20 protein-coding genes, 1 other RNA gene and 1 pseudogene are annotated in these 24312 nt (G+C 61.9%); 11 read left to right on the forward strand and 11 right to left on the reverse strand.

Features of this window, described 5'->3' with window-relative positions; all coding sequences use genetic code 11:
* Window positions 1-69: 69 nt before the first annotated feature.
* Window positions 70-228: pseudogene (locus GSQ88_RS34935) on the reverse strand (alpha/beta hydrolase); the annotation flags it as partial.
* An 11-nt stretch (window positions 229-239) separates the two neighbouring features.
* A complete protein-coding gene (locus GSQ88_RS11025; protein ID WP_159007772.1) occupies window positions 240-1223 on the reverse strand; it encodes an NADPH:quinone oxidoreductase family protein in 984 nt (327 codons plus the stop codon).
* A 396-nt stretch (window positions 1224-1619) separates the two neighbouring features.
* On the opposite strand from GSQ88_RS11025, the gene GSQ88_RS11030 reads away from it, so the two are divergent.
* Window positions 1620-2537, forward strand: coding sequence for a hypothetical protein (locus tag GSQ88_RS11030; protein WP_159007773.1), 918 nt, complete (start codon window positions 1620-1622; stop codon window positions 2535-2537).
* Between the two features lie 267 nt (window positions 2538-2804).
* Here GSQ88_RS11030 and GSQ88_RS11040 read toward each other — a convergent pair whose 3' ends face one another.
* The 3 genes from GSQ88_RS11040 to ssrS form a co-directional block, all read right to left on the reverse strand.
* Window positions 2805-3629 carry a TIGR00282 family metallophosphoesterase gene (locus GSQ88_RS11040; protein ID WP_159007774.1) on the reverse strand — a complete coding sequence of 275 codons (825 nt, stop codon included), beginning with the start codon at window positions 3627-3629 and terminating at the stop codon, window positions 2805-2807.
* Window position 3630: 1 nt separating this feature from the next.
* Window positions 3631-4218 carry a 5-formyltetrahydrofolate cyclo-ligase gene (locus GSQ88_RS11045; RefSeq protein ID WP_159007914.1) on the reverse strand — a complete coding sequence of 196 codons (588 nt, stop codon included), beginning with the start codon at window positions 4216-4218 and terminating at the stop codon, window positions 3631-3633.
* Window positions 4219-4439: 221 nt separating this feature from the next.
* A non-coding RNA gene (ssrS, locus tag GSQ88_RS11050) (6S RNA) lies at window positions 4440-4600 on the reverse strand.
* A gap of 168 nt (window positions 4601-4768) precedes the next feature.
* On the opposite strand from ssrS, the gene GSQ88_RS11055 reads away from it, so the two are divergent.
* Window positions 4769-5725 carry a Bug family tripartite tricarboxylate transporter substrate binding protein gene (locus tag GSQ88_RS11055; RefSeq protein WP_159007775.1) on the forward strand — a complete coding sequence of 319 codons (957 nt, stop codon included), beginning with the start codon at window positions 4769-4771 and terminating at the stop codon, window positions 5723-5725.
* Window positions 5726-5794: 69 nt separating this feature from the next.
* Here the strand turns inward: GSQ88_RS11055 and GSQ88_RS11060 are convergent, their stop codons facing one another.
* The 3 genes from GSQ88_RS11060 to GSQ88_RS11070 all read right to left on the reverse strand — a co-directional run bounded on the left by GSQ88_RS11060 (window position 5795) and on the right by GSQ88_RS11070 (window position 8496).
* The gene (locus tag GSQ88_RS11060) at window positions 5795-7168 is read right to left on the reverse strand and encodes a hypothetical protein (RefSeq protein WP_159007776.1); all 1374 of its coding nucleotides are present in this window, start codon (window positions 7166-7168) and stop codon (window positions 5795-5797) included.
* A gap of 627 nt (window positions 7169-7795) precedes the next feature.
* Window positions 7796-8179, reverse strand: coding sequence for a cell division protein ZapA (locus GSQ88_RS11065; RefSeq protein ID WP_159007777.1), 384 nt, complete (start codon window positions 8177-8179; stop codon window positions 7796-7798).
* The gene (locus tag GSQ88_RS11070) at window positions 8176-8496 is read right to left on the reverse strand and encodes a DUF4164 domain-containing protein (RefSeq protein WP_159007778.1); all 321 of its coding nucleotides are present in this window, start codon (window positions 8494-8496) and stop codon (window positions 8176-8178) included. Before GSQ88_RS11070 ends, GSQ88_RS11065 begins: the two co-directional genes overlap by 4 nt.
* Window positions 8497-8775: 279 nt before the next feature.
* Between GSQ88_RS11070 and tkt the strand changes: the two genes are divergently transcribed.
* The 8 genes from tkt to GSQ88_RS11105 all read left to right on the forward strand — a co-directional run bounded on the left by tkt (window position 8776) and on the right by GSQ88_RS11105 (window position 17280).
* Complete coding sequence (tkt, locus tag GSQ88_RS11075) at window positions 8776-10761, forward strand: transketolase (RefSeq protein WP_159007779.1); 1986 nt, start codon at window positions 8776-8778, stop codon at window positions 10759-10761.
* Window positions 10762-10908: 147 nt separating this feature from the next.
* Window positions 10909-11916, forward strand: a complete 1008-nt coding sequence (gene gap, locus GSQ88_RS11080) for a type I glyceraldehyde-3-phosphate dehydrogenase (protein WP_159007780.1) — start codon at window positions 10909-10911, stop codon at window positions 11914-11916.
* Window positions 11917-11947: 31 nt separating this feature from the next.
* Complete coding sequence (locus tag GSQ88_RS34940; RefSeq protein WP_174247980.1) at window positions 11948-12094, forward strand: hypothetical protein; 147 nt, start codon at window positions 11948-11950, stop codon at window positions 12092-12094.
* 18 nt (window positions 12095-12112) lie between these two features.
* The gene (locus GSQ88_RS11085) at window positions 12113-13309 is read left to right on the forward strand and encodes a phosphoglycerate kinase (RefSeq protein ID WP_159007915.1); all 1197 of its coding nucleotides are present in this window, start codon (window positions 12113-12115) and stop codon (window positions 13307-13309) included.
* A gap of 60 nt (window positions 13310-13369) precedes the next feature.
* Window positions 13370-14437, forward strand: a complete 1068-nt coding sequence (gene fba, locus GSQ88_RS11090; protein WP_159007781.1) for a class II fructose-bisphosphate aldolase — start codon at window positions 13370-13372, stop codon at window positions 14435-14437.
* Window positions 14438-14595: 158 nt separating this feature from the next.
* Window positions 14596-15279 (forward strand): thiamine phosphate synthase, encoded by a 684-nt coding sequence (locus tag GSQ88_RS11095; protein ID WP_159007782.1) that lies wholly within the window; start codon window positions 14596-14598, stop codon window positions 15277-15279.
* A gap of 8 nt (window positions 15280-15287) precedes the next feature.
* A complete protein-coding gene (locus GSQ88_RS11100; RefSeq protein ID WP_159007783.1) occupies window positions 15288-16349 on the forward strand; it encodes a tetratricopeptide repeat protein in 1062 nt (353 codons plus the stop codon).
* A 136-nt stretch (window positions 16350-16485) separates the two neighbouring features.
* Window positions 16486-17280, forward strand: coding sequence for an inositol monophosphatase family protein (locus GSQ88_RS11105; protein WP_159007784.1), 795 nt, complete (start codon window positions 16486-16488; stop codon window positions 17278-17280).
* A gap of 444 nt (window positions 17281-17724) precedes the next feature.
* Here GSQ88_RS11105 and GSQ88_RS11110 read toward each other — a convergent pair whose 3' ends face one another.
* Window positions 17725-18750 (reverse strand): SphA family protein, encoded by a 1026-nt coding sequence (locus GSQ88_RS11110; protein WP_159007785.1) that lies wholly within the window; start codon window positions 18748-18750, stop codon window positions 17725-17727.
* A gap of 639 nt (window positions 18751-19389) precedes the next feature.
* Between GSQ88_RS11110 and GSQ88_RS11115 the strand changes: the two genes are divergently transcribed.
* A complete protein-coding gene (locus GSQ88_RS11115) occupies window positions 19390-20532 on the forward strand; it encodes a tetratricopeptide repeat protein (RefSeq protein ID WP_159007786.1) in 1143 nt (380 codons plus the stop codon).
* 147 nt (window positions 20533-20679) lie between these two features.
* On the opposite strand, the gene GSQ88_RS11120 is transcribed toward GSQ88_RS11115, so the two are convergent.
* Both GSQ88_RS11120 and GSQ88_RS11125 read right to left on the reverse strand, forming a co-directional pair.
* Window positions 20680-20976, reverse strand: a complete 297-nt coding sequence (locus GSQ88_RS11120) for a hypothetical protein (protein WP_502706720.1) — start codon at window positions 20974-20976, stop codon at window positions 20680-20682.
* A gap of 144 nt (window positions 20977-21120) precedes the next feature.
* The gene (locus GSQ88_RS11125; protein ID WP_159007788.1) at window positions 21121-24297 is read right to left on the reverse strand and encodes a multidrug efflux RND transporter permease subunit; all 3177 of its coding nucleotides are present in this window, start codon (window positions 24295-24297) and stop codon (window positions 21121-21123) included.
* Window positions 24298-24312: the final 15 nt, after the last annotated feature.

A 24312-nucleotide genomic window follows, 5' to 3' on the forward strand; every position in this document is an offset into this window, starting at 1 on the left:
GCGCCGAACCAACTGCATCTCGGTTGGTTTTTCGGCGGTCTTGCGGGCGGCGGCAATAGACACGGCTCCTCACGTCGCATCGACTTCAACGGCGGCTTTAGCGAACGCCGCCGGCGCTTCCTGAGGCAAATTGTGACCGACACCTCCAGAGAAGATACGATGCTCGTATCTGCCTGAGAATTTTTTGGCGTAGGAGCTTGCCTCGGGGTGGGGCGCGCCGTTGGCGTCGATCCAGACGGTCATTCATTCCTCATCATGACTACCACTTTCCCCATCGCGCGACGTGAACTCATCGCTTCGAAAGCGTCTTGGAATTGACTGAGAGGAAATATCTGAGTTGGCGGTGGCTTGACCGCACCGGATTCGAGCCACTCACCGATTCGCCTCATAAGTTTCATGTAGACCTCAGGCTCCCACTTCTGAATTTGGGCGCTGTCGATGCCGATGAGGGATGCCCCTTTCAGAAGGGCGATATTGAATTGCAGCGATGGGATTCGCCCTGCCGCGAAGCCGACCACCAAATGCCTCCCACGCCATCCGAGCGTGCGGAATGCAATGGGCGAGATCTCGCCGCCGACGGCATCGAAAATCACATCTATCGGACGGTTATTGGTCAGTGACTTCAACACCTCTCGCCATTTTTCATCTGCGTAATCGATCGCGAGATCGGCGCCCTCGGCGCATGCCAGCGAACGCTTTTCTTCTGTCGATGCAGCGGCGATGACATGGGCCCCGATCATCTTGGCTATCTTGATCGCGGCTGTTCCGGTGCCACCGGCGGCCCCCAACACGAGAAGGGTTTCGCTGGAGCGCAATCCCGCCATCTCCGTCAGCGCGAAAGCTGCCGTGAGGTAATTCACCGGGACTGCGGCAGCCTGCGGAAATGAAAGCCGGCTTGGAATAACAGCCAGGCCGGACTCAGGAACGACGATTTCTTCAGCCAGCGCGCCCCGCTTCGCGAGCCCGAATACCCGGTCGCCAACCCGAACCTGCGACACTCCCTCGCCGGTTTCGACCACCGTTCCTGAGAACTCCATGCCAGGAACAAACGGAAGGGGGTCCTTTGTTTGATAGAGGCCCTGTACCTTCAGCCCATCGACAAAGCCAAGACCCACCGCAGCAACGCGGACACGAACCTCGCGCGTGTGGCAGTCAGGGCTAACGATCTCCCGGATTTGAACGGATTTTACCGGAGAGAATTCCTCCACAACAACGGCTCTCATCCAATCCTCCTGCCGCGAAACGGCGCCATTGGACCCGCGCCGACGCTCCGCGATCATAGCCCGACGGACCATTAAAAGCACAATTGATCTGTTTTCCGCATCGTGACGCGCGAAGCGGTTGAGACGCGGCTTGGACTCACGGCGGTGAAAACAGCGTGAAAACCCTGTTGCAGCTCATGTGCGGGACGACTTCTTTTGTCGGAGCAGCGAGAGCAACTCGGGCGGTAACGCCTCGTTGCCTCGGTCGGCGCAGATCATTACTGCACCCCTGACGTGGAGCCCGTCAAAGCGAACTTGATGTTCTGCTTTAAGTTGATCGAAATCTGTTTGCGTCACTAGATGCGCCTGCGCCCACCGGCACCGGCTCAAGTTTGGTTAACAGAGGCTGACCTCGATATGCGCGAACTTTCTGTCCGGTCACTTCTGATCTCGCATCTCGCGATGCTCATCCTGTTTTGCTTGCTCGTCGTAATCGGACACGGCGCGAGCTTGACCGTACTGCATGTCTTCACGGGCGCGGAATTGAGCGACCTGCACCAACGCCTGAAATCGGATGAACTGTTTCAAGATATCGAATCTGCGTCGGCCTTGAGCCTGTCTGCCGTCGCCGCCGGATGGCTCGCCGCCAGAACGTCCAACGCCAGGCCTCTCGTTCACGGAGCTCTTTCCTGTGCGGCCTTCTTCCTCTTGTTTCTCTGCGACACCGTGTATGGCCTTTTTCACTTCCCCGGAATCGACGTGCTTCGGCACCGGCCCCTGATGAATGTATCAGAACTCGCGCTGCCGCTATTTGGAATGCTTGGCGCGTCGATATTACTGCTGGCTCGGCGGATGCCGGGCCGGGAAACGAGCTCCCATCAAAATGTGGGTTCGAAACCCGACGACCTTCTTGGAGACTTGGCTCCTATCGCATGGAAGTGGCTGGTTCGGCCGATATGGTTAGGTAGCGTTGCGACATTCGAGACACTTGAACTTATTCGATACTGGAGTGGAAATACATACAGGCCTTTCTTTGCACTTTTCGCTGCCGCGATTTTCGCACTCCTGATTTGGCAGGTGGCGTGCGGGTTTCGCGACATACGCCAGCGGCGCCAGGTGCTAGCTGAGCGCGCAGCCGCAGGGCAGCGGCCATCCCCGCTTTACATCGCAGCGAACGGATTGGTTGTCATCCTGATAGGTCTCGTACTCTTCCTCGGTCAAATCCATCGTGACCACGCCGAGATATCGTCATTGCCTTGGATCATCGTCGCGCTGATCATCGTAACGCTGCTTCTGGTACGCCGGACGTTGAAATGGCCCGACCCCTACGCCTAGACAGGCAAGGGGGGCTTCCGCTTTTGGCTGATCCAAATCGATGGACACGCGCGCCCTAAACGCCGCGTCCTGCTCATCTCAACCTTCGAACCCGACACAACGAAATCGCCGTTCGGCTCGCGGTCGGACTTGACGGCGTTGGCGGCGAGGTCATCGTCGGGATATCCCATCGCGACGCAGGTCATGATGACCTGATCCTCGGGGATACCGGCGACCTCCCGCACGATATCGGAGCGGGTGATGCCCTGACCGTTGATGGGTGGTGGGTTAACTCGCCCAGAATGCCGGCGACGCCGGCTCCAGCCGGCCGCCGGCGCGCACCGGGGCGACCCGCAGCGCCAGCCCGGTCGCATCGTCGGTCTCGACCGCAACGCCGCTGAGCGTGGCCGCACCATTGGCGGGCTCGAACCGGCCCGATGGAATGCCCGATGTGAAGCGCCGCAGCGGTTCCTCCTTCTGCATGCCGATGATCGAATCATAGTCGCCGGTCATGCCGGCGTCGGTCATGTAAGCGGTGCCGCCTGGAAGGATCTGGTGATCGGCGGTCGGCACGTGGGTGTGCGTGCCGACCACGAGGCTGGCGCGGCCGTCGCAGAAAAATCCGATGCCTTGTTTCTCGCTGGAGGCTTCGCCGTGGAAATCGACCACGATCGCGTCGGCCGCCTCGCGCAGCGGGCACGACTCCAGTTCACGGCCGATGGCGGCGAACGGATCGTCGAACGGCGTCATGAAGACGCGGCCGATCGCATTGACGACCAGCGCGCGTTGGCCGCGCCTGGTATCGATCAGCACGGCGCCGCGGCCCGGCGTTCCCTTTGGATAATTCGCCGGACGGACCAGCCGCGGCGCGCGCTCGATGAACACCAGCGCCTCGCGCTGGTCCCAGGAATGGTTGCCGAGCGTCACCGCGTCCGCGCCGGCATCGAGGAATTCCTGATAGATCGCCTCGGTGATGCCGAAGCCGCCGGCTGAGTTCTCGCCGTTGACGACGACCAGATCGAGCGTCCAGTCCCGGATCATGCCGGGCAGATATTCCGAGATGGCGGCGCGCCCGGCCCGGCCAACCACGTCACCGACGAACAGAATACGCAAATCAGAGGCTCCGGAAATCGAATGTCTTGGCTTCCGTTAGCACATAATCCAGGGCCACGTCGTGCGCCAAGGCCGGGATCGCCTTGATTTGCTGCACGGCAAAGGCAACGCCGACCCCCCTGACCGCCTTGGTCTTGCGCAAATGCGCGAACGTGTAGTCGTAATGCCCGGCCCCGTAGCCGATGCGGTGGCCCAGACGGTCGAACGCCGCCAGCGGCACCAGCATGATGTCGGGAACCACTTCAGGCGCCGCGGGCGACGGTTCGAGGATGCCGAGCGGTCCCATCACCATCTTGTCGTTGGGCGACCACGCCCGGAATGTCAGCGCCTGGCCGCGCGCCGTCACCGTCGGCAGCGCCAGCCGCGCGCCCAGTGTTGCGATCTCCAGCATCAGCGGCGTCGGATCGATCTCGCTGCGGATCGGCGCATAACCGGAGACGACCGTCCCGGGTGCGATCTCGAACGGCAGACCGCGCTTGGCGATGGCCTGCGCCGCGGCCGCGCGCTGCTCGTCGCTCAACGCATCCCGCGCCGCAAGGGCTGCGGTGCGGAGGTCTGCCTTCGATCGCGTTGCAGAGATGCCGGACATCCAGAGCACCATTTCGCTGTCCACACATTTCGCCGTCGTCAGCCTTGAAGGCGGACGATCCAGTACTCCAAAGCGACGCGACTAAACATCGAAGCTGCGGCGTACTGGATACTCCGCTTTCGCGAAGTATCACGGCATTGCAGGGCGGAACGGCGCCAATCAACTTGACGGTAAAAATATAGACTTCGTCGCAAAATAGAAACTTGATGGCAAAAATAAAGTGCGAAGCCGCAATGGCCGTTGAAGCACTCGATCCCGGAGCACCTACGAAAGTAGGTGGGCACCATGTGACCGGATCCACGGACCCGGCCAGGGACAGTTCCCTGAAGGATCGATAAGGCCCCGGGGATATTATGGCTTCTGACGCGCGATGCAGCCTCGCCCGGCCAATGTAACCACGCCCGGGCCAAACCGCCAGCGCTAACCGGCCTGCCCCGGCATTTGCGCACATGTGGCCTCGGCTCACGCCTGGCGTCTATCTTGGCATCGATCCCGGGCAACGCTAAAGGCGGGGCTGCCGAGACGATTTCGGGGCTGTCAGGAGAATAGGATGAAGGGCTTTGCACTGGCTGCCGCGGTTCTGGTCGGCGCGCTGTCGGCACCGGCTGCGCGCGCGGAATGGCCGGATCACGCCATCCGCTGGATTGTGCCGTTCGGCCCCGGCGGCGCCAATGATCTGATCGCGCGGGTGGCGGCCGAGGCCGCCAGCAAACAACTCGGACAGCCCGTGCTGATCGAAAATCGGCCCGGCGCCACCGTCGGAACGCAGGCGGCGGCCCGCGCTGCCGCCGATGGCTACACCTTTCTGATCGGCGCGGCCGGCGTCGTCACCAACAGCCTGTTGCTGAAGAACCTGCCCTATCAGGATTCCGATCTTGTGCCGGTCGGCATGATCGCGGTTGCGCCGTCGGTCATCGTGGTCAATCCGAGTGTGCCGGCCAGCAACATGGCTGAGCTCGTCGCGTGGGCCAAAACACAGGGCGACAACGGCATCACCTGGTCGACCGCCGGCAGCGGCAGCACGCCGCATTTCGCCGCCGAGATGTTCAAAGAGGCGACCGGCGTCAACGTGACGATCGTGCCGTACCGCAGCGGAAACGACGGGGTCAATGCGGTGTTGTCGAACAGCGCATCGGTGACGTCGGAGGCGAGCATTGTCGTGTTGCCGCAGATCAAGGCCGGGCTGTTGAAGGCGATCGCAACCACCTACCAAAAGCGCATGAGCACGTACCCCTCGCTGATGACCACCGCCGAGCAGGGATTTCCGGCGGTCCAGATCGGCCATTGGGCCGGCCTGCTGGCGCCGCGCGGAACGCCCGAGCCGATCATTGCGCGCATGAATGCAGCACTGGCCGCGGTCAACACCGCCGAGGTGCACGACCGTCTCGCCGAGAGCGGCATCGAGAGCGCGGCCGGTTCGGTCGCGGATTTCGCAGCGTTCATTGCAGCAGAACGCCAGCGCCTGGGTGCGCTGGCAGCGAAGGCCAAAATGAGCGCCGAGCAGTAGGCGGAACGTCAGGAGGCTGCACGGAAGTCGAAAAATATATCACCCTTCAGCGGACTATATTCGAATTCCCTAGAGCCCCGAGCCGGCCGGGATTGCCACCGGCAACGACCTCAACGCGTTTATAAACCGTTGATTTTGAACATCGGGCCCCGCCGCGGATGGCGCCAGAATGACAGAAATCGTGTGCGTGTCCGCGCGCGAAAGCGATGCGAGCGGTGTGGTCCCGGACGGTCCGGTCAAGCGCACGAATGTCCAGGTCGGGGAAAGGCCTAGATTGAACGTGATAACAAATTGCGTCGTGTAAGTCGTAAGATCGATCGGAGGATTTTTCTTGCCGGTAGCGGCGATAGTGCACATGTCGTGGTCCGACTTAACTTTAAGTGCCAGTTCATGTAGCTTTTCTGCCGCTGCTTTGGCGGATGAATACTCTGTCTTCGCTGTCGTGGTGGGCAAAGGATTAGGCAATTTTATTCCGGACTGTCTCTTTAATTGTGGAATGCGTTTATCGATAGCCTCTAAGAGGCTGTGGTCAGTAAGATCGTCATCCAGCGTAGTTCTGAATAGCAAAACGTGCAACGCGAATTCATTGTAGTCCGGAATTACGCCGTCAGCGTTGTTTCTAAAGGACGCAGGACATTTTGCTTTGTTCTTCTCGACGTCCCTCTCGGCTTTGACAACGACCTCTTTGTTCTGCTCCACGTCGTCAATCCAGTGAATTATATCTTCTAGCGCCGAAGGCGGGACGATCTCTCCTTTAAACTGAGCACCTGCTGCGACGCCACCCTTCGGCAACGTTAATTTTACCGGGTCAGATAACTTGGCTGGCGTCCCCTTGGCGGCGCCTTGACTGTGCTGCCCTTCGGCTAGGATGACTTCGCCATTTTTGTCAGGCAAGACCAAACTAAATACCCTTGTGTCGATCCATTCATTGAAGCCAAGACTATCAGCGCTTTGTGATTGCAAAAGCCTCTCACAGTCCTTGGCAGGCGTCTTTTCCAATTCCTCCATAGAAAGCGTGAACGAAATATCTTCGGTCCGTGTACGTTGCCCGGTAGCGGCTGCGTTGAATCCGAACGTGAATTTTTGAGCTGCGGCGGCTATCGCCGTGCCACCTAAAGCCGAAGGACCAACGTTAGGATAGGCATTCTGAAGCGGTGAGACGGTCGAACCAGTCGGATTGATCTGGGCCAAATCGCTGACCGCAAGCGTCAAATCTATTTTGGCAGTCCAGGTTTTGAACCAAGCAAGATTTTCATCCTCCTTGGCTTTTTGAAGTGGCGTACTAATGGCGGTGTTCAATTCGCATTTAATTCGCTGCACGACGTCGCGAACGGGCACGCCATCGGGATTTGAAATATTGGGCGCTACTGAGCAACCCGCGAGAAAACTTCCTGCAATCAAACACAGCAATGCTGCGCGCAGCTGCGATAGCTTGCGTGTCATGGTGCCCCCACCCCGGCAATAGGCGCAATTCCGATCACGGATCAAGGGTTGGGTCAATGAATAACACAACCGATGTGGGATTATTTCTACCTCATGCGGGACATGAGTGACTTGCATTTGGCTGGACTCACGCTCAGCCAAGACGAACAGAGTAGGAGGTACCGTTTCCGGCCATTCTAAAACGATCACCGTTGCAAGGGCGACCGCGTTTCAACGCCCACATCAACCTTAAGAATATCCGCATGGAATTGTTGCCGCGAGCGATCACCCTGACGGGCACTTATGCCATCAACTAGGTGCCGGCAAATGTAGTCGCCTGCGGATGGACTTGGATTGCCGCTCGGAAGCTCGGTTCTCCCGTAGCGCCTCGTACGCCATCCGGCGCGATTCCCGCGCGGCACGGCCAAGCTGCGGATAGCCGTAAAGAGCGGACGACAAGACCAAGATTTCGCGAAAAACCAGCTAGGTTTTCATCCGTGGAAGAAGTTGAAAGCAATTGAGCAACATCACCTAGGCCGGCGGGCGAAGTGCAAAGTCCGGTTGACATCACAAAGCGGAAACCGGGTGGCAAGAGTCTGTGGGGACAAGTGGGGTACAAGATTTGAACCTCTGACCCTCCCGTCCCTCTCACCCGATCGCGACGCCGCCGCCGATGGTGCGGTTCAGCACTTGGGTGGTTTTCTCGATGCGGTCGGCCGCGGCGTTGAGCGCCTTGGCCACTGCCGTCTGCGTCGCCCTGGCACGATCGGCCGCCACCACGCGGATATCGCGCAGCGCGTGGAGTTCTTCCTCGAGGGCGCGGGCGCGATGAGTAGCGTCGATCAGTTCGTCGCACACCGTCAGCGCCGCCATCACCGTGAGGCGGGCGTCGCCGATTTCGCCGAACTTGCCGCGCAGGCTGGTAATCCGGGCTTCGAAACTCTCCGCCAAGTTCAACAGCCGCGCCTCCTGCCCTTCTTCGCAGGCCATGCGGTATTGGCGGCCGTTGATGGTGACGTTGATGTGGCTCATGAGTTTTCTCCCGCATCGAGTACGGCGCGGATGCTGCCGATCGCCGCATCCAGCCGTTCGGCGATCTCGCGATTGCTGCGCTCCAGCCGGCGTGATTTCACCAGCGAACCATCGAGCTCGTCGGCCAGCCGCGAGCGATCCGCGCCGAGCGCCTGGATCCGGCTTGCCAGTTCGTTCTCGTCGCGGTCGGCCTCGCGCCGGCGCTCGACCGCGCTTTCCAGGGCGTCAAGCGCCGCCATCAGCCGCCGCGTCGCGGCGTCGATATCGGCCGATGTTGGCTCGGGCTGGCCCAATCCGGTGGCGGGACGATCGCTCATGTGAGTTGCGCGCGGACCTTGGTGGCGCCGCCCGCGGAACAGGAAATTTCGCGGTTCGGCAAGCGTTTAGGCGGTGAAATTTACGTGGCAAGCGAGGCCAGCGCAACGCCGCTGCCAAACTATGCACCGCAAAGCAACTTTTCGGCCTGCCCGCGCGTTTCATCGCCTTGACTCCAGGAACTTGGCCTCCGGGAACACAGATGCTATCCCAGCGCTGACTTTCCGTGGCTCTTACTGCCGCACCGCAACCAAGCATCTCATTTCAGACGGATTTTCAACATGACGCAGGTCGACCACACCCGTATGGCCAACGCGATCCGTGGCCTCGCCATGGACGCGGTCGAGAAGGCTAAATCCGGCCATCCCGGCCTGCCGATGGGCGCCGCCGACATGGCGACCGTGCTGTTCACGCAATTTTTGAAGTTCGACGCGGCCGAGCCGAACTGGCCGGACCGCGACCGCTTCATCCTGTCGGCCGGCCACGGCTCGATGCTGCTGTACGCGCTGCTCTATCTCACCGGCAACAGCGACATGACGCTCGACCAGCTCAAGCATTTCCGCCAGTTGGGATCGCTGACCCCCGGACATCCGGAAAACTTCCACACCAAGGGCATCGAGACCACGACCGGTCCGCTCGGTCAGGGCATCGCGACCTCGGTCGGCTTTGCGCTCGCCGAGAAGATGCTGGCCGCCGAATACGGCAAGAAGATCGTCGACCACCATACTTACGTGCTGTGCTCCGACGGCGACCTGATGGAAGGCGTCTCGCAGGAAGCGATCGCGTTGGCCGGGCACTGGAAGCTGAACAAACTGATCGTGCTCTATGACGACAATGGCATTTCGATCGACGGCCCGACCACGCTGTCGGACTCGGTCGACCAGGTGAAGCGCTTCAAGTCGGCGGGCTGGGCCGCCGAACTGATCGACGGTCAGGACCAGAAGGCGATCGCTGTCGCGATCGCCAAGGCGCAGAAATCCAACAAGCCGACATTGATCGCCTGCAAGACCACGATCGGCTACGGCGCGCCGACCAAGGCCGGCACCAACAAGGTGCATGGCGAAATGCTCGGCGCCGAGGAGCTCAAGGGCGCCAAGGAGAAGCTCGGCATTTCGCAAGAGCCGTTTTCGGTGCCCGACGACGTGCTCAAGGCCTGGCGCGAGGCCGGCAGCCGCGGCGCTGCCGCGCGCAAGGAATGGGAAGAGCGGATGACGACGCTGTCCGACCGCAAGCGCGCCGATTTCGAGCGCCGGCTGCGGCACGAGCGTCCGGCGGCGCTGGCAAAGGCGCTCAAGGCGCACAAGAAGTCGCTGCTGGAGACCCCGCAAAACATCGCCAGCCGCAAATCCTCCGAACTGGCGATCGACGCGATGGCGCTCGCGATGCCGATGGAATTCCTGTCCGGCTCGGCCGATCTCACCGGCTCGACCAACAACATGGCGAAATCGGCCACCAATTTCTCGGCCAAGACGCCGAAGGGCCGCTTCATCCATTACGGCATCCGCGAACACGGCATGGCGGCGGCGATGAACGGCATCTTCCTGCATGGCGGTTACGCGCCGAGCGGCGCCACCTTCTTTTGCTTTACCGATTACGCCCGCCCGGCGATGCGGCTGGCCGCGCTGATGGGGACCGGCGTGGTCTACATCATGACCCACGATTCGATCGGCCTCGGTGAGGACGGACCGACCCACCAGCCGGTCGAACATCTGGCCGCCTTGCGCTGCATGCCCAACATGCGTGTGTTCCGGCCGTGCGATGCCATCGAAGTGGCGGAGTGCTGGGAGTTGGCGCTCAACCGCACCAACGGTCCGACCACGCTGGTGCTGACGCGCCAGAACTTACAGCAATTGCGCACCTCGACCCCGGCGGACATGCCCTGCAGCCATGGCGGCTACGAGCTGGTCGCAGCGGCGGGCGAGGCCAAGGTCTCGCTGTTCGCTACCGGCTCCGAGGTCCAGCTAGCGGTTGATGCCCAAAAGCAGCTCGCGGCAAAGGGCATCCCGGCCCGGGTGGTCTCGGTGCCCTCGCTGGAACTGATGCTGGCGCAGTCCGCCGAGAAGCTCAAGGCGCTGATCGGCAACGCCCCGGTCAAGATTGCGATCGAAGCCGCGGTACGCTGGGGCTGGGACGCGGTGATCGGCGCGGATGGTGAATTTATCGGCATGCACGGTTTTGGGGCCAGCGCGCCGGCCAAGGACCTCTACAAGCATTTCGGAATTACCGCCGAGGCCGCGGTAAACGCTGCCCTGAAACGCTTGGGCTGACGGTTGAGATTGCCCCAAAAAGGGGCTACCTAGGTGTCATATTATCCGTTCGCGCCCGGCAGAACCGGGCGCTTGCCGCAAAAGCCTTCGTGGACGGCTCGTCGCCCTCCGCGGGGATGACAGAGGTCATTGAGGGAGAAACGAAAGATGGCAGTCCGGGTCGCAATCAACGGGTTTGGCCGTATCGGCCGCAATGTGCTTCGCGCCATCGCCGAGTCCGGCCGCAAGGACATCGAAGTGGTCGGCATCAACGACCTCGGCCCGGTCGAGACCAACGCCCATCTGCTGCGTTTCGATTCCGTGCATGGCCGCTTCCCCGGCACCGTCACGGTCGATGGCGATACGATCAACCTCGGCAACGGCAAGATCAAGGTTTCCGCCGAGCGTGACCCTTCGAAATTGCCCTGGAAAGAACTCGGCGTCGATATCGCGCTGGAATGCACCGGCATCTTCACCGCCAGGGACAAGGCCGCCGCGCATCTGACCGCCGGCGCCAAGCGCGTGCTGGTTTCGGCGCCCGCTGACGGCGCCGATGCCACCATCGTGTACGGGGTCAACCACGACGTTCTCACCAAGGAGCACCTGATCGTCTCGAACGGTTCCTGCACCACCAATTGCCTGGCGCCGGTGGCCAAGGTGCTGAACGACACCGTCGGCATCGAGACCGGATTCATGACCACGATCCATGCCTATACCGGCGATCAGCCGACGCTCGACACCATGCACAAGGATCTCTATCGCGGCCGGGCGGCTGCGATGTCGATGATCCCGACCTCCACCGGTGCGGCCAAGGCGATCGGCCTGGTGCTGCCCGAACTGAAGGGCAAGCTCGACGGTGTCTCGATCCGGGTGCCGACCCCGAACGTCTCGGTGATCGACCTCAAGATCGTCGCCAAGCGCGCGACCGACCCGAAGGAAATCAACGAAGCGATGAAGCGAGCTTCCGAGCAGCAGCTCAAGGGCGTCCTCGGCTTCACCACCGCGCCCAACGTGTCGATCGACTTCAACCACGATCCGCATTCCGCCACGTTCCACATGGACCAGACCAAGGTCCAGAACGGCACGCTGGTGCGGGTGCTGGCCTGGTACGACAACGAATGGGGTTTTTCGAACCGCATGGGCGACACCGCCGTGGCGATGGGGAAATTGCTGTAAATCAGGCCGCTATAAGCCAGGAAATGGCGCCATGAACCTTCCTAACTGGATTGGAATTCCCGGCGTCATCCTGCTGATCGGCCTGATCGTGTACGGCTTCCGCCAGGGATCGAAGGTCACGACCAAACCGGATAGCCCGCCATCGGATCACACCGGCGGCGGCAGCCTTCTCAGATGAAGTTCGCGGCGAGTAGTGATTATGAAACTGTTCCGTACCCTCGATGACGTCGACGTAAAGGGCAAACGCGTGTTGCTGCGCGTCGACCTCAACGTTCCCATGGAAAACGGCCGCATCACCGACGGCACAAGGCTGGAACGCGTCGCGCCGACGATCACGGAGATTTCCGACAAGGGCGGCAAGGCGATCCTGCTCGCGCATTTCGGCCGGCCCAAGGGACGTGATGCCAAAGACTCGCTGAAGCCGGTTGCCGCCGAGCTTTCACGGATCCTCAACAAGCCGGTCGCCTTCGCTGACGATTGCATCGGCGAGGCCGCGGAAAAGGCGGTCGCGGCAATGAAGGATGGCGACATCCTTTGCCTGGAAAATACCCGCTTTCATAAAGCGGAAGAAAACAACGATCCGGCCTTCGTCGCCGCATTGGCAAAACTCGGCGACATCTGGGTCAACGACGCGTTTTCGGCCGCGCACCGCGCCCACGCCTCGACCGAAGGCCTCGGCCACAAACTGCCGGCCTATGCCGGCCGCACCATGCAGGCCGAACTGGACGCGCTCAACAAGGCGCTGGAAGCCCCGACCAAACCGGTGATCGCGATCATCGGCGGCGCCAAGGTGTCCAGCAAGATCGATCTGCTGGAAAACCTGGTCAGCAAGGTCGACGCGCTGGTGATCGGCGGCGGCATGGCCAATACCTTCCTGCATGCCCAGGGCATAGGCATCGGCAAGTCGCTGGCGGAAAAGGACCTCGCCGCGACCGCGCTGCGGATCATGGAAAAGGCCGAAGCCGCCAATTGCGCCATCATCCTGCCGGTCGACGCGGTGGTGGCGCATCAGTTTGCCGCCAACGCGCCATCGCACGCCTACGGCCTCGATGCGATCCCGGCCGAAGGCATGATCCTCGATGTCGGCCCGCGCTCGATCGCGCGGATTCATGCCGCGATCGACGATGCCGCGACACTGGTCTGGAACGGTCCGCTCGGCGCGTTCGAGATGACGCCGTTCGACCGTGGCACGGTGTCGGCGGCACGGCACGCGGCCGAACGAACCAAAGCCAGGAAGTTGATTTCGGTGGCCGGTGGCGGCGACACCGTGGCGGCGCTGAACCAGGCCGGCGCGGCGAGCGATTTCAGCTATGTTTCAACCGCCGGCGGCGCGTTCCTCGAATGGATGGAAGGCAAGCCGTTGCCCGGCGTCGCGGTTCTGAAGATAAAATAGTCTGTACTGCAAGCACGATCGTCTCGCGGGCAACGCCCCCCAACGCGGAGAAAGATATCCATGGCTCGTATCACGTTGCGTCAATTGCTCGACCACGCGGCGGAACACGACTATGGCGTGCCCGCTTTCAACATCAACAATATGGAGCAGGCGCTCGCGATCATGGAGGCCGCTTCCAGCCTCGATGCGCCGGTCATCATCCAGGCCTCGCGCGGCGCGCGCTCCTACGCCAATGACATCATGCTCAAGCACATGATGGATGCGGTGACCGAAATCTATCCGCAGATTCCGGTCTGTGTGCATCTCGATCACGGCAACGGCCCCGACACCTGCATGACCGCGATCCAGGCCGGCTTCACCTCGGTAATGATGGACGGATCGCTGAAGGCCGACGGCAAGAGCCCGGCCGACTGGAACTACAATGTCGGCGTCACCAAGACCGTGACCGACATGGCCCATCTCGGCGGCGTTTCGGTGGAAGGCGAACTCGGCGTGCTGGGCTCGCTCGAGACCGGCATGGGCGACAAGGAAGACGGCCACGGCGCCGAGGGCAAACTGTCGCACGACCAGCTCCTGACCAATCCGGACGAAGCCGTGAAGTTCGTCACGGAGACCAAGGTCGACGCGCTGGCGATTGCGATGGGCACCTCGCACGGCGCCTATAAATTCACCCGCAAGCCCGACGGCGACATCCTCGCGATGAACGTGATCGAGGAAATCCACCGCAAGCTGCCCAACACCCATCTGGTGATGCACGGCTCGTCCTCGGTGCCGCAGGATCTGCAGGAGATCATCAACGCCCATGGCGGCAAGATGAAGCCGACCTGGGGCGTGCCGGTGTCCGAGATCCAGCGCGGCATCAAGCACGGCGTCCGCAAGATCAACATCGACACCGATAACCGGATGGCGATGACCGGCCAGATCCGAAAAGTGCTGCACGACCATCCGGAAGAATTCGACCCGCGCAAATATCTCAAGCCGGCGATGGAGGCGATGACCAAATTGTGCAAGCAGCGCCTACAGGAATTCAATACCGCAGGGCAAGCCGGCAAGATCAAACGGGTGCTGACCACGGCCGAAATGGCCAAGCGCTACAGCAAGGGCGAGCTCGATCCGAAAGTCGCATGAATTTGCGTGCGTGATCCGGAAAAGTGGGAACCGGTTTTCCGAAAAGATCACGCGCAAACAAGGAGATGAGATCATGATCCGATTCAATCGGATCATGATCGAGGGGCGAGCGTAATCTCGCCCCTTTTTTGGCCGCAGTCCGGGGGCACTAGCCGATCATGGCCAACAACAAACCAGCTCCGCCGCGCCCCGCGCCACGGCTCTATCTCTCAACCCCCGTGGTGGACGATCCGGCCGAGCTTGCGGCAAGCCTCGCAAGCGCGCTGGCGGCGGCCGATATCGCCGCCGTGCTGCTGCGGCTGGCGCCTGCCGATCAGCGTACCATGATCAGCCGCGCCAAGGCGCTGGCGGCTGTGATCCAGGCCGGCGGCGCCGCCGCCTTGCTCGACGGCAATGTCGAGCTCGTCGCGCGATCGGGCGCCGATGGCGCGCATGTGACCGGCATCGCCGCGATGGAAGACGCGCTGCCGAGCCTCAAGCCCGACCGCATCATTGGCGTCGGCGGCCTTGCCACCCGGCACGATTCGATGGCCGCGGGCGAAGCCGGCGCGGATTACGTGCTGTTCGGCGAGCGTGACGCAAAGGGGCAGCGACCTTCGATCGAGGCCATCGCCGAACGCCTGCAATGGTGGGCCGAACTGTTCGAGCCGCCTTGCATCGGCTTTGCCGAATCGCGGGAAGAGGCGCACGAATTCGTCGCCGCCGGCGCCGATTTCGTTCTGGTCGGCGATTTCATCTGGGCCGATCCGCGCGGTGCGGCGGCGGCGCTGTCAGAGGTCGAGCAGACGATCCAGCAGGCCTTCGCGCAATCGTCCGGAACAGTCGCGGCTGGGCAGGAATAGCGCCGGACATGAAAATCCCGCGTCCCATATCGAACCTCCTGATGCTCGCAAGCGGCCTGTGGCTGTTGGCCAACCACGCTGCCGCGCAAGTCTCGCTGACGCCGCCTGGCGCGGCTGCGCCGCCGGCGGCCAGCAAGCCGGCCGCGAAACCCAAGCCAAAGCCTGCTGCCACAGCGACGCCAAAACCGCCGGCGCCCGCCGCGACCGTGACCCCGGCGCCGACGCCCGACGATCCCAATGCCGATTATGTCTACGCCGCCTATCAGCGCGGACAGTACAAGACCGCGTTCGATCTCGCGACCAAACGCGTCGCGGAAAAGGGCGACCCCAAGGCGATGGCGATGCTCGGCGAACTCTACGCCAATGCGCTCGGCGTCAAGCGCGACTACGACAAGGCCATCGACTGGTTCCGGCGCGCCGCCGACGCCGGCGACCGCGAGGGCATGTTCGCGCTGGCGATGCTGCGGCTGTCGGGACGCGGCGGCGCCAATGGCGGCGAGGACGCCGCGAAACTGCTGGCCTCCTCGGCCAAGCTCGGCAGCGCCAAGGCGGCGTATAATCTGGCGCTGCTGTACATCGCCGGTGAGGTGCTGCCGCGCGATCTCACCCGCGCCGCGGAATTGCTTCGGGTGGCCGCCGACGCCGGCAATCCGGAAGCGCAATACGCCCTGGCGACGTTTTACAAGGAAGGCACCGGCGTTCCGAAAGACGTCGAAAAGTCGGTCCGGCTGCTGCAGGCCGCGTCGCTGGCCGACAATGCCGAGGCCGAGGTCGAATATGCCATCGCGCTCTATAACGGCACCGGTACCCCGAAGAACCAGCCCGCCGCGGTAGCGCTGCTGCGCAAGGCTGCCAAGCAAAACAACCCGATCGCCCAAAATCGGCTGGCCTGGGTGCTGTCGACCCCTCAGGGTACGCTGGAGGACAGGATCGAGGGCCTCAAATGGCATATTGTGGCGAAAACCGCCGGTAAAGGCGACCCGATGCTCGACGACGCCTTCACCAATCTCAGTCCGGCGGATCGCGCCAAGGCCGATGCGGGCGCCCGTCAATGGCTGGGGACCAAATGATCCGGCTTGACGCCCGCACCACCGCAGGGCACCCAATTCAAAGCTTGTGACCCTCGCCCGGCCCTCTGAGATCCGAGAGGGAGCGCGGCTTTCCGTTTGAAGCATCAATCCCGGGATCGAGTACAAGACCGACATCATGCTGCAATCAGCCCTTATGAACGTCATGGTCAAAGCCGCGCGCCGCGCCGGCCGCAGCCTCAAGCGCGACCTCGGCGAGATCGAGAATCTTCAGGTGTCCCTGAAGGGCCCCGCCAATTTCGTCAGTTTGGCCGACAAGCGCGCCGAGGAAATGCTCTACGAGGACCTCATCAAGGCGCGACCGGGTTACGGGTTCATCGGCGAGGAAGGCGGCACCCGCGAAGGCGCCGACAAGACCCACACCTGGATCGTCGACCCGCTCGACGGCACCACGAATTTCCTGCACGGCATCCCGCAATTTGCGATCTCGATCGGGCTGCGACGCGAGGACACGATCATCGCCGGCCTGATCTACAATCCGGCCAATGACGAACTCTACATCGCCGAGCGCGGCAAGGGCGCCTTCCTCAACGATCAGCGGCTGCGCGTCGCCGGCCGGCGCAGGCTCGATGACTGCGTGGTCGCCTGCGGCCTGCCGCATATCGGGCGCGGCGATCATGATCTGTCGCGCCGCGAGATGACCGAAATCCAGAACCGGGTCGCCGGTCTGCGCCGGTTCGGCGCCGCCTCGCTCGACATGGCGTTTGTCGCCGCGGGCCGTCTCGACGGCTATTGGGAGCGCAACCTGCAAGCCTGGGACATGGCGGCCGGCGCGATCCTGATCAAGGAAGCCGGCGGCGTCGTCAGTTGCGTCGATGGCCAGAGCGACCCGCTCAAGACCGGCAATCTGATCTGCGGCAACGAATACATCCACGCCGAGCTGGTGAAGATCCTGCGGCCGTTGGGGAAGTAACTAACTCGTTTGTGCGTCGTCAGACGCGGGCTCGCCGCCCCCGCTGAAACTTCGGCAGCTTAATTCCGGAGTGCGCGGCGGAGCCTTGGCGTGGCCTTGGGTAGTCCGGCCCGCTTATCCATCCGTCTTCATCCTAAGTTTTTTTGATCGATTGCCGGCTCAAGCGCGGCAATGACGGTCGAGCTTGGAGCTTCCGCTGGACAACGCGGGGACTGAGCGGACCGCGGCCAGAGCCCGGTTCTGATTCAATCAGAACCGGGCTCTGGTTTTTTGTTTTGACGCGTTTTCTTCACGCGAACCTGCTGCCACGGAGCCTGTCATCGGGCGCGCATTCGCGCGACCCGTTGGCTTGAAAACGCTATCGTCATGAAATGACCGCGCCACAAAAAAATGTCCCCTCCACATCGATGATGGGAGGGGACATTCGGTAGCAAAGAGACGTTATTACTTGTGGTACATCGAGGTCTTGACCGGCTGTGCTTCTTCAGGTCCCCAGAGACGATAGCTCAGGGTCGCGAAGACCGTCATGCCCTGCGTAACCGTGGAGGGATCCGCACCGAGTGCTGCAGCAGCGGCAGCGTTCGAAGCCTTTGCGGAAACTTCCTGGGTTGCCCAGACCGACAGCGCGGCGGGTCCGAAGTCGTACGCCACAAGACCACCAACTGCCCAGACGTTGTACCGGTTGTTGGTCAGAATAGCGGAGGTGGCAGAGCTTACGCCGTAGGTCGTCTGGCAGGTAATCGACGAGCAATTGTCGTTGGAAACCTGTCCGACGTAGTAAGCGACCGGACCGAGGGTCCACTTGCCGATGGTCTTGGTGGCGGTAAAGTCGGCGTGCAGAACATCACCCGAGGTATAGTTGGTGGTGGTGTTCTGGGTGTTGAGCTCCGCGTAAACCGCCGCGCTCAGGTTCCAGCCGTTAGCCAGATACGAGAGGATCGCTTCGGGCTGGAAGGTCCAGTACGGAGCGCCCTGGTTGCCGAGCTTGGTTGCCCCAGTCTGCGTACCATCCGGCGTATAGATGCCGACGCCGGTTTTGAACTGGAACCCGCTGGTTCCGAGCTTCCAGCTCAACTCGACCGGCACGATGTAGGTGTTATGCACGCCGGCGAATTGCGCGTTGACCGGGTTGCCGACGCTCGTATCCACGAACGGCTGAGCGATAACCGCATCATAAGTACCGCCGAGGAACGTCCAACCGGGAACGAACAGGAAGGCCTGCACGTCGACGTCAGCATGCACGCCGGTCTTACCAGTGGCTCCAGCAGTGCCGGGACCAGCCAGGTTCGCCTGATAGGTGAACACCTGGTTGATCATATAGATGCCGGGCGGGGGAACGCCGGCGCTCGCGCCGATCAACACGCCCGCTTTGGTCTGCGCCGCAGCACCTGGCTCCAACGCATATGCCGGCGACCATGACAGCGCGATCACGCCTGCCGCTGCCAATAGAGCCTTGCTATGTAACTTCATGTGCCCACCCTTTTTGCCTGGAAATGAAACGGGCCTTGCTTGCCCATTCCTCGAACTATCCGCCCATGAACCTCGACCAGCAGTCCCCTGAACGGGAAGTAATCAAAGCGCTCATTTTTGTAGCTACAAAGGTACCTTTCCTTCAAACAAGAGCAATTCCAAAGTTGTCATAATTGCCCCTCAGGGGCGATCTTTCCGGGAGATGTTGCAATAAGCACACATATTTGTCGCAATGTGTTGCTGCCGTTGGAAAATTAGCTCTGGAATCTGGAAATTTAGATCGAGAATCCCCAGCTAGTGGCGGTTTGCAGCCGTTTCCTCGGACCGAAACGACGACACGAGCGGTCGCAGGCCGCGAATCGCGTGAGCCCTCGCAAGCTCCGCATGCGTAAGTTTTACGCGGCGTAAATCCCGATCCGGCCACGTCCACGGCGGCGAAGCGTTAGCATCGTTCACCGGTTCGAAAGCGCAGCAGCAGGTCGCCTGCCATCGCGCGGAAATCACCGACCCGCCACTGATTAGGTCATCGACGGTATGGACACAGCCCCCGTTCGCGGGTGTTGCACGAAGCCGCCATGCTGACATAGGTAGCTTTGCAAAATTGATTTCATCCGCAGCGATGGATGAACGGGAGGGAATATGTATTTTTCGGTGCCGCTTGCTGGATTGGCCGTGTTGATTGCGATCTCGAGCCCGGCCCTCGCCGACAGCCAGAGCGATCTCGAGCAATGCAAGTTCGCTGGGGAAATCAGCAAGGCCGACGAGCACCTGGCCGCGTGCGACCGTGCGCTCGGTGATCCCAAGCTAAGCGGACCAAACCGCGCGGTCGCGCTCAGCAACCGCTGCGGATGGTGGTGGGGCAAGAAAGATCCGGATCGCGCGCTGCCGGATTGCGACGAAGCCATCAAGCTTGATCCCAATCTTGCCGCGGCCCATGCCAATCGCGGCAACGTCTATCTGAGCAAGGCCGACGTCGACCACGCCTTCGCCGATTTCAATGAGGCGATCCGGCTCGATCCAAAAAGCGGCTGGGCCTACACGGCGCGCGGCGATATCTACAAGAACAAAGGCGACTTCGACCACGCCTTGGCTGACTTCACCGAGTCGATCCGGCTCGATCCTGGTTATGCCCTGGCCCATTATTTCCGGGGTGAGTTGTACAAGCGCAAGGGCGATCTCGACCATGCGTTGCCCGACTTGAACGATGCGATCCGGCTCGATCCCAACTATGCCATGGCCTATTTCACGCGGGGCTGCGTATCCTATACCAAGGGCAACGGTCCCGCCGCGCTGGCGGATTTTGGCGATGCGATCAAGCTCGACGCCGATAATGCCGAGTTCTATTTCAACCGCGGCGTTGCTTATTTCATCGTTGGCGGCCATCTCGCGGACGCGGAAGCCGATTTCAGGAAAGCAGCCGAACTAAATCCAAAGGACGCCTACGCCGCGATTTGGCTGGATCTCGCCGCCGCCCGCACCAATACGCCAAGCCGTTTGGCCGAGGCGGCAAAGCAGTTTGACATGACCGCGTGGCCCGCCCCGGTGGTGCGTCAGTTCCTCGGGGAGATGAACGCCGCGCAGACCGTTGCCGCCGCCAACGACAGCGATCCGAAAACGAAACTCGGGCAGACCTGCGAAGCCAATTTCTACGGTGGGGAATTTGCGCTCACGAAGAAAAAGAAACAGGAAGCGCTGCCTTTGCTCAAGCTCGCGGCGCACGATTGCCCGCGCGCCTTCATCGAATCGACCGCCGCCATCTCCGAACTGATCGCTCAGCGTTAGCACGCCGCGCCGGACTTCGGCCGAAGCCAGAATCCCGCATGAGCAGATATGCGGGGGCCACAGATGAACCCGGATGTCGCGGAGCCTGACATCGGGCGCGCATTCGCGCGACCGTTGGCTCAATCTAGAAGCATGACGACTTTCAATTCACGGCGTGAGTGAGCGACGTGCGATCCGCTCGTCCCATTTGCGCTCGATCCATCCAAGCATTCGCGACATGGGCTTCTGCAACATTGGCACGTCCTGCGCGACCAAAAGAAGTCCGAGCGGGAGCATCCAGAGTCCCAACACCGGCAAGAAACTGAAAAAGCCGCCGGCAATCAACAAAATGGCCAGAGGAATTCGCGCCAACCGCGAAGAGGGCTTGCGCAGCCAGGCGAGAAAGCGGGCCAGCTTCGGCGGAAGCTTGCCTTCAAACCAGTCGAAATGCCGGTCGAGTTCCATTTTGGCCTGCTCTGTCACGGGATCTCCTCGTTCCAACGTGAGATGTTGATCGGCGGCACCGCTGCAACGTGTCAGCTTGTCGCGAGCGAGGGGACTTGAATCAGGATGGAGTAGCCATGCCCGCATAGGGCTACACGCGCTGGGTCACCCGCCCGCGCGGGTGACGACGGCTGAGCCGTGCGGCTCCGCCTGCATCTTCTCCGCGCTCTCATCCCGATCCCGCGCCAGCACCCGCTGCACGCTCACGAAAAACACCGGAACCATCAACAGCGCCAGGATCACGACCGCGATCATGCCGCCCATGACGCCGGTGCCGAGCGCCTGCTGGCTGGCGCCGCCGGCGCCGTGCGCGACCACCATCGGCAACACGCCGCACACGAAGGCCACACCCGTCATCAGGATCGGGCGGAAACGCAAAGCACATGCTTCCACCGTCGCCTCGACCAGAGGCTTGCCCTGGGCGCGCAGATCGCGGGCGAATTCGATGATCAGGATGGCGTCCTTGGCCGCGAGCCCGATGATGGTAATCAGGCCCACGGTGAAATAGACGTCGTTCGGCAAGCCTCGCAGCATCGCCGCCAGCACCGCGCCCAATATCCCGAGCGGCACCGTCAGCAACACCGCGAGCGGAATGGTCCAGCTTTCATAGAGCGCGGCGAGGCAGAGGAACACCACCAGCGCGGAAAGCCCGAGCAGCAGCGGCGCCTGCGATCCCGACAGTTTTTCCTGCAGCGATTGCCCGGTCCATTCGTAGCCGAAGCCGCGCGGCAGCTTGCCGGCAAGCCGTTCCATCTCGGCGATCGCATCGCCCGAGGTATGTCCGGGTTTCGCTTCGCCGCTGATGCGCACCGCCGGATAATAGTTGAACCCGGCAATCTGCGTCGGCCCCTTCGACCACTCGACCGTGGCAAAGGCGGAAAACGGCACCAACTGGCCCCGGCTGTTCTTGACGTTGTAATTGAGAATGTCCTCGGCATTCATGCGGTGACCGCGGTCGGCCTGCACGATCACGCGCTGCATCCGGCCGCGGTTGGGAAAATCGTTGACATAGTTCGAGCCGAGATTGGTCGAGATCGTATTGTTGATGTCCTCGAAGGTAACGCCGAACGCGCCGGCCTTTTCGCGGTCGATCGCCAGACTGACCTGCGGCGCCGGCGGCAGGCCCTCGACATAGACTTTTTGCAGAATGTCACCGGCGTTGGCTTCCGCGATCAGCCGGTCGGCCGCTTCGGTCAGCGCGGCGTAGCCCTTCTGGCCGCGATCCTGCAAGCGGAAGCTGAAGCCGGCGGAATTGCCGAGATTGTCGATCGGCGGCGGCTGCAATGCGGAGATTTTTGCGTCGCGGATCGAGGATAGTTCCCGGTTGATATCGGCCACGATCGCGGCGGCGGAGTCACGCCCGGTGCGCTCCGACCAGTCCTTCAGCGAAATGAAGGCCTGCGCCGTGTTCATGCCCTGGCCGGCAAAGCTGAAGCCGGTCAGGAAGGTGACGTTCTCGACGCCGGCGCGTTGCGCCAGATATTTTTCGACGCCCTCGACCGCGGCTTCGGTGCGCGCGTACGAGGAATCCGAGGGCGTCTGCACGTCGGTGGTGATAAAACCCTGGTCGTCGACCGGCAGGAAGCCGCCGGGCAAACGAATGAAGGCCCAGCTCAGCCCGACCAGCAGCGCCGCATAGATCAGCATCAGCCGCCCGGTGCGCTTCAGCGACCAGCCCACTGTTGTGGCATAGCGGCCCTTGACCGCATCGAGGCCGCGGTTGAAGCGGCCGAACAGACCGTTGAACCAGCCGGCTTGGCTGGCGTGACCGTGACCTGGCGTCACCGGCTTGAGCAGCGTCGCGCACAGCGCAGGGGTCAGCGACATCGCCAGCAGCGCTGAGAACGCGATGGCGGCAACCATCGTCACCGAGAATTGCCGATAGATGATGCCGACCGAGCCCGGAAAGAACGCCATCGGCACGAACACCGCGATCAGCACCAGCGTGATGCCGATGATGGCGCCCGATATCTGCGACATCGCCTTGCGGGTGGCTTGTTTCGGCGGCAGGCCCTCCTCCGCCATGATGCGCTCGACGTTCTCGACCACGACGATGGCATCGTCGACCAGGATGCCGACCGCCAGCACCATGCCGAACATCGTCAGCATGTTGATCGAGTATCCCATCAACAATAGCACCGCGGAGGTGCCGAGCAGCGCCACCGGGACCACGATGGTCGGAATGATGGTGTAACGGATGTTCTGCAGGAACAGGAACATCACGATGAACACCAGCACCACGGCTTCGACCAGCGTCGACATCACCTTTTCGATCGAGGCCTTGACCACCGGCGTGATGTTGTAGGGGATATCGTAGGTGATATTGGCCGGAAAGAACCGCGACAGTTCCTTCATCTTGGCTTCGACGGCGCTGGCGGTCGCCAACGCGTTGCCGCTCGGCGACAGCAACACCGAAAGACCGGCGGTCGGCTGGCCGTTCAGCCGGGTGTTGAGCTGATAGCTGAGGCCGCCGATTTCGATGCGCGCGACATCGCGCAGCCGCACCGTCGAACCGTCCGAATTGGCATGCAGGATGATCGATCCGAACTCTTCGGGCGACGCGAGCTGACCCTTGACCAGCACCAGCGCGGAGATCTTCTGCTCCGGCGTACTCGGCTCGGCGCCGATACTGCCCGAGGCGACCTGCGCATTCTGGGCGTTGATCGCCTTGGTGACGTCGTCGGCGGTCAGGCCATATCCGACGAGTTTCTGGGGATCGACCCAGATTCGAAGCGATCGCTCGGTCGAATAGAGCGTGGCGCGGCCGACGCCGGCAATCCGCCTGATTTCGCCGAGCACGTTGCGGATCATGAAATCGCCGAGCCCGATCTCGTCGAGGCTGCCGTCGGTCGAGCGCAGCGTAATGATCTGCAACACCGCGCTAGAAGCTTCCTCGACCAGGATGCCCTGCTGGATCACCGCGCGCGGCAGCCGCGCTTCGACACGCTTGATGCGGTTCTGCACCTCGACCGAGGCGGCGCCGGTGTCGGTACCCGGCACGAAATTGGCGGTGATTTCGACCTGCCCGAGCGAATCGCTGGTGGATTCGAAGTTCAGGATGCCCGACGCGCCGTTGAGCTCCTCCTCGATCAGCCGGGTGACGCTGTTGTAGAGGTTTTCCGGCGAGGCGCCGGGATAGCTGGTCGAGATCGAGATCGATGGCGGCGCGATGATCGGATATTGCGCGACCGCCAATAGCGGAATCGAGATCGCGCCGATCAAACAGATGAACAGCGCGACCACCCAGGCGAAAATCGGCCTGTCGATGAAGAAATTCGGCATGAGATATGACCTGGG

It is taken from the genome of Bradyrhizobium sp. S69 (assembly GCF_009766005.1).
Lineage (GTDB): Bacteria > Pseudomonadota > Alphaproteobacteria > Rhizobiales > Xanthobacteraceae > Bradyrhizobium.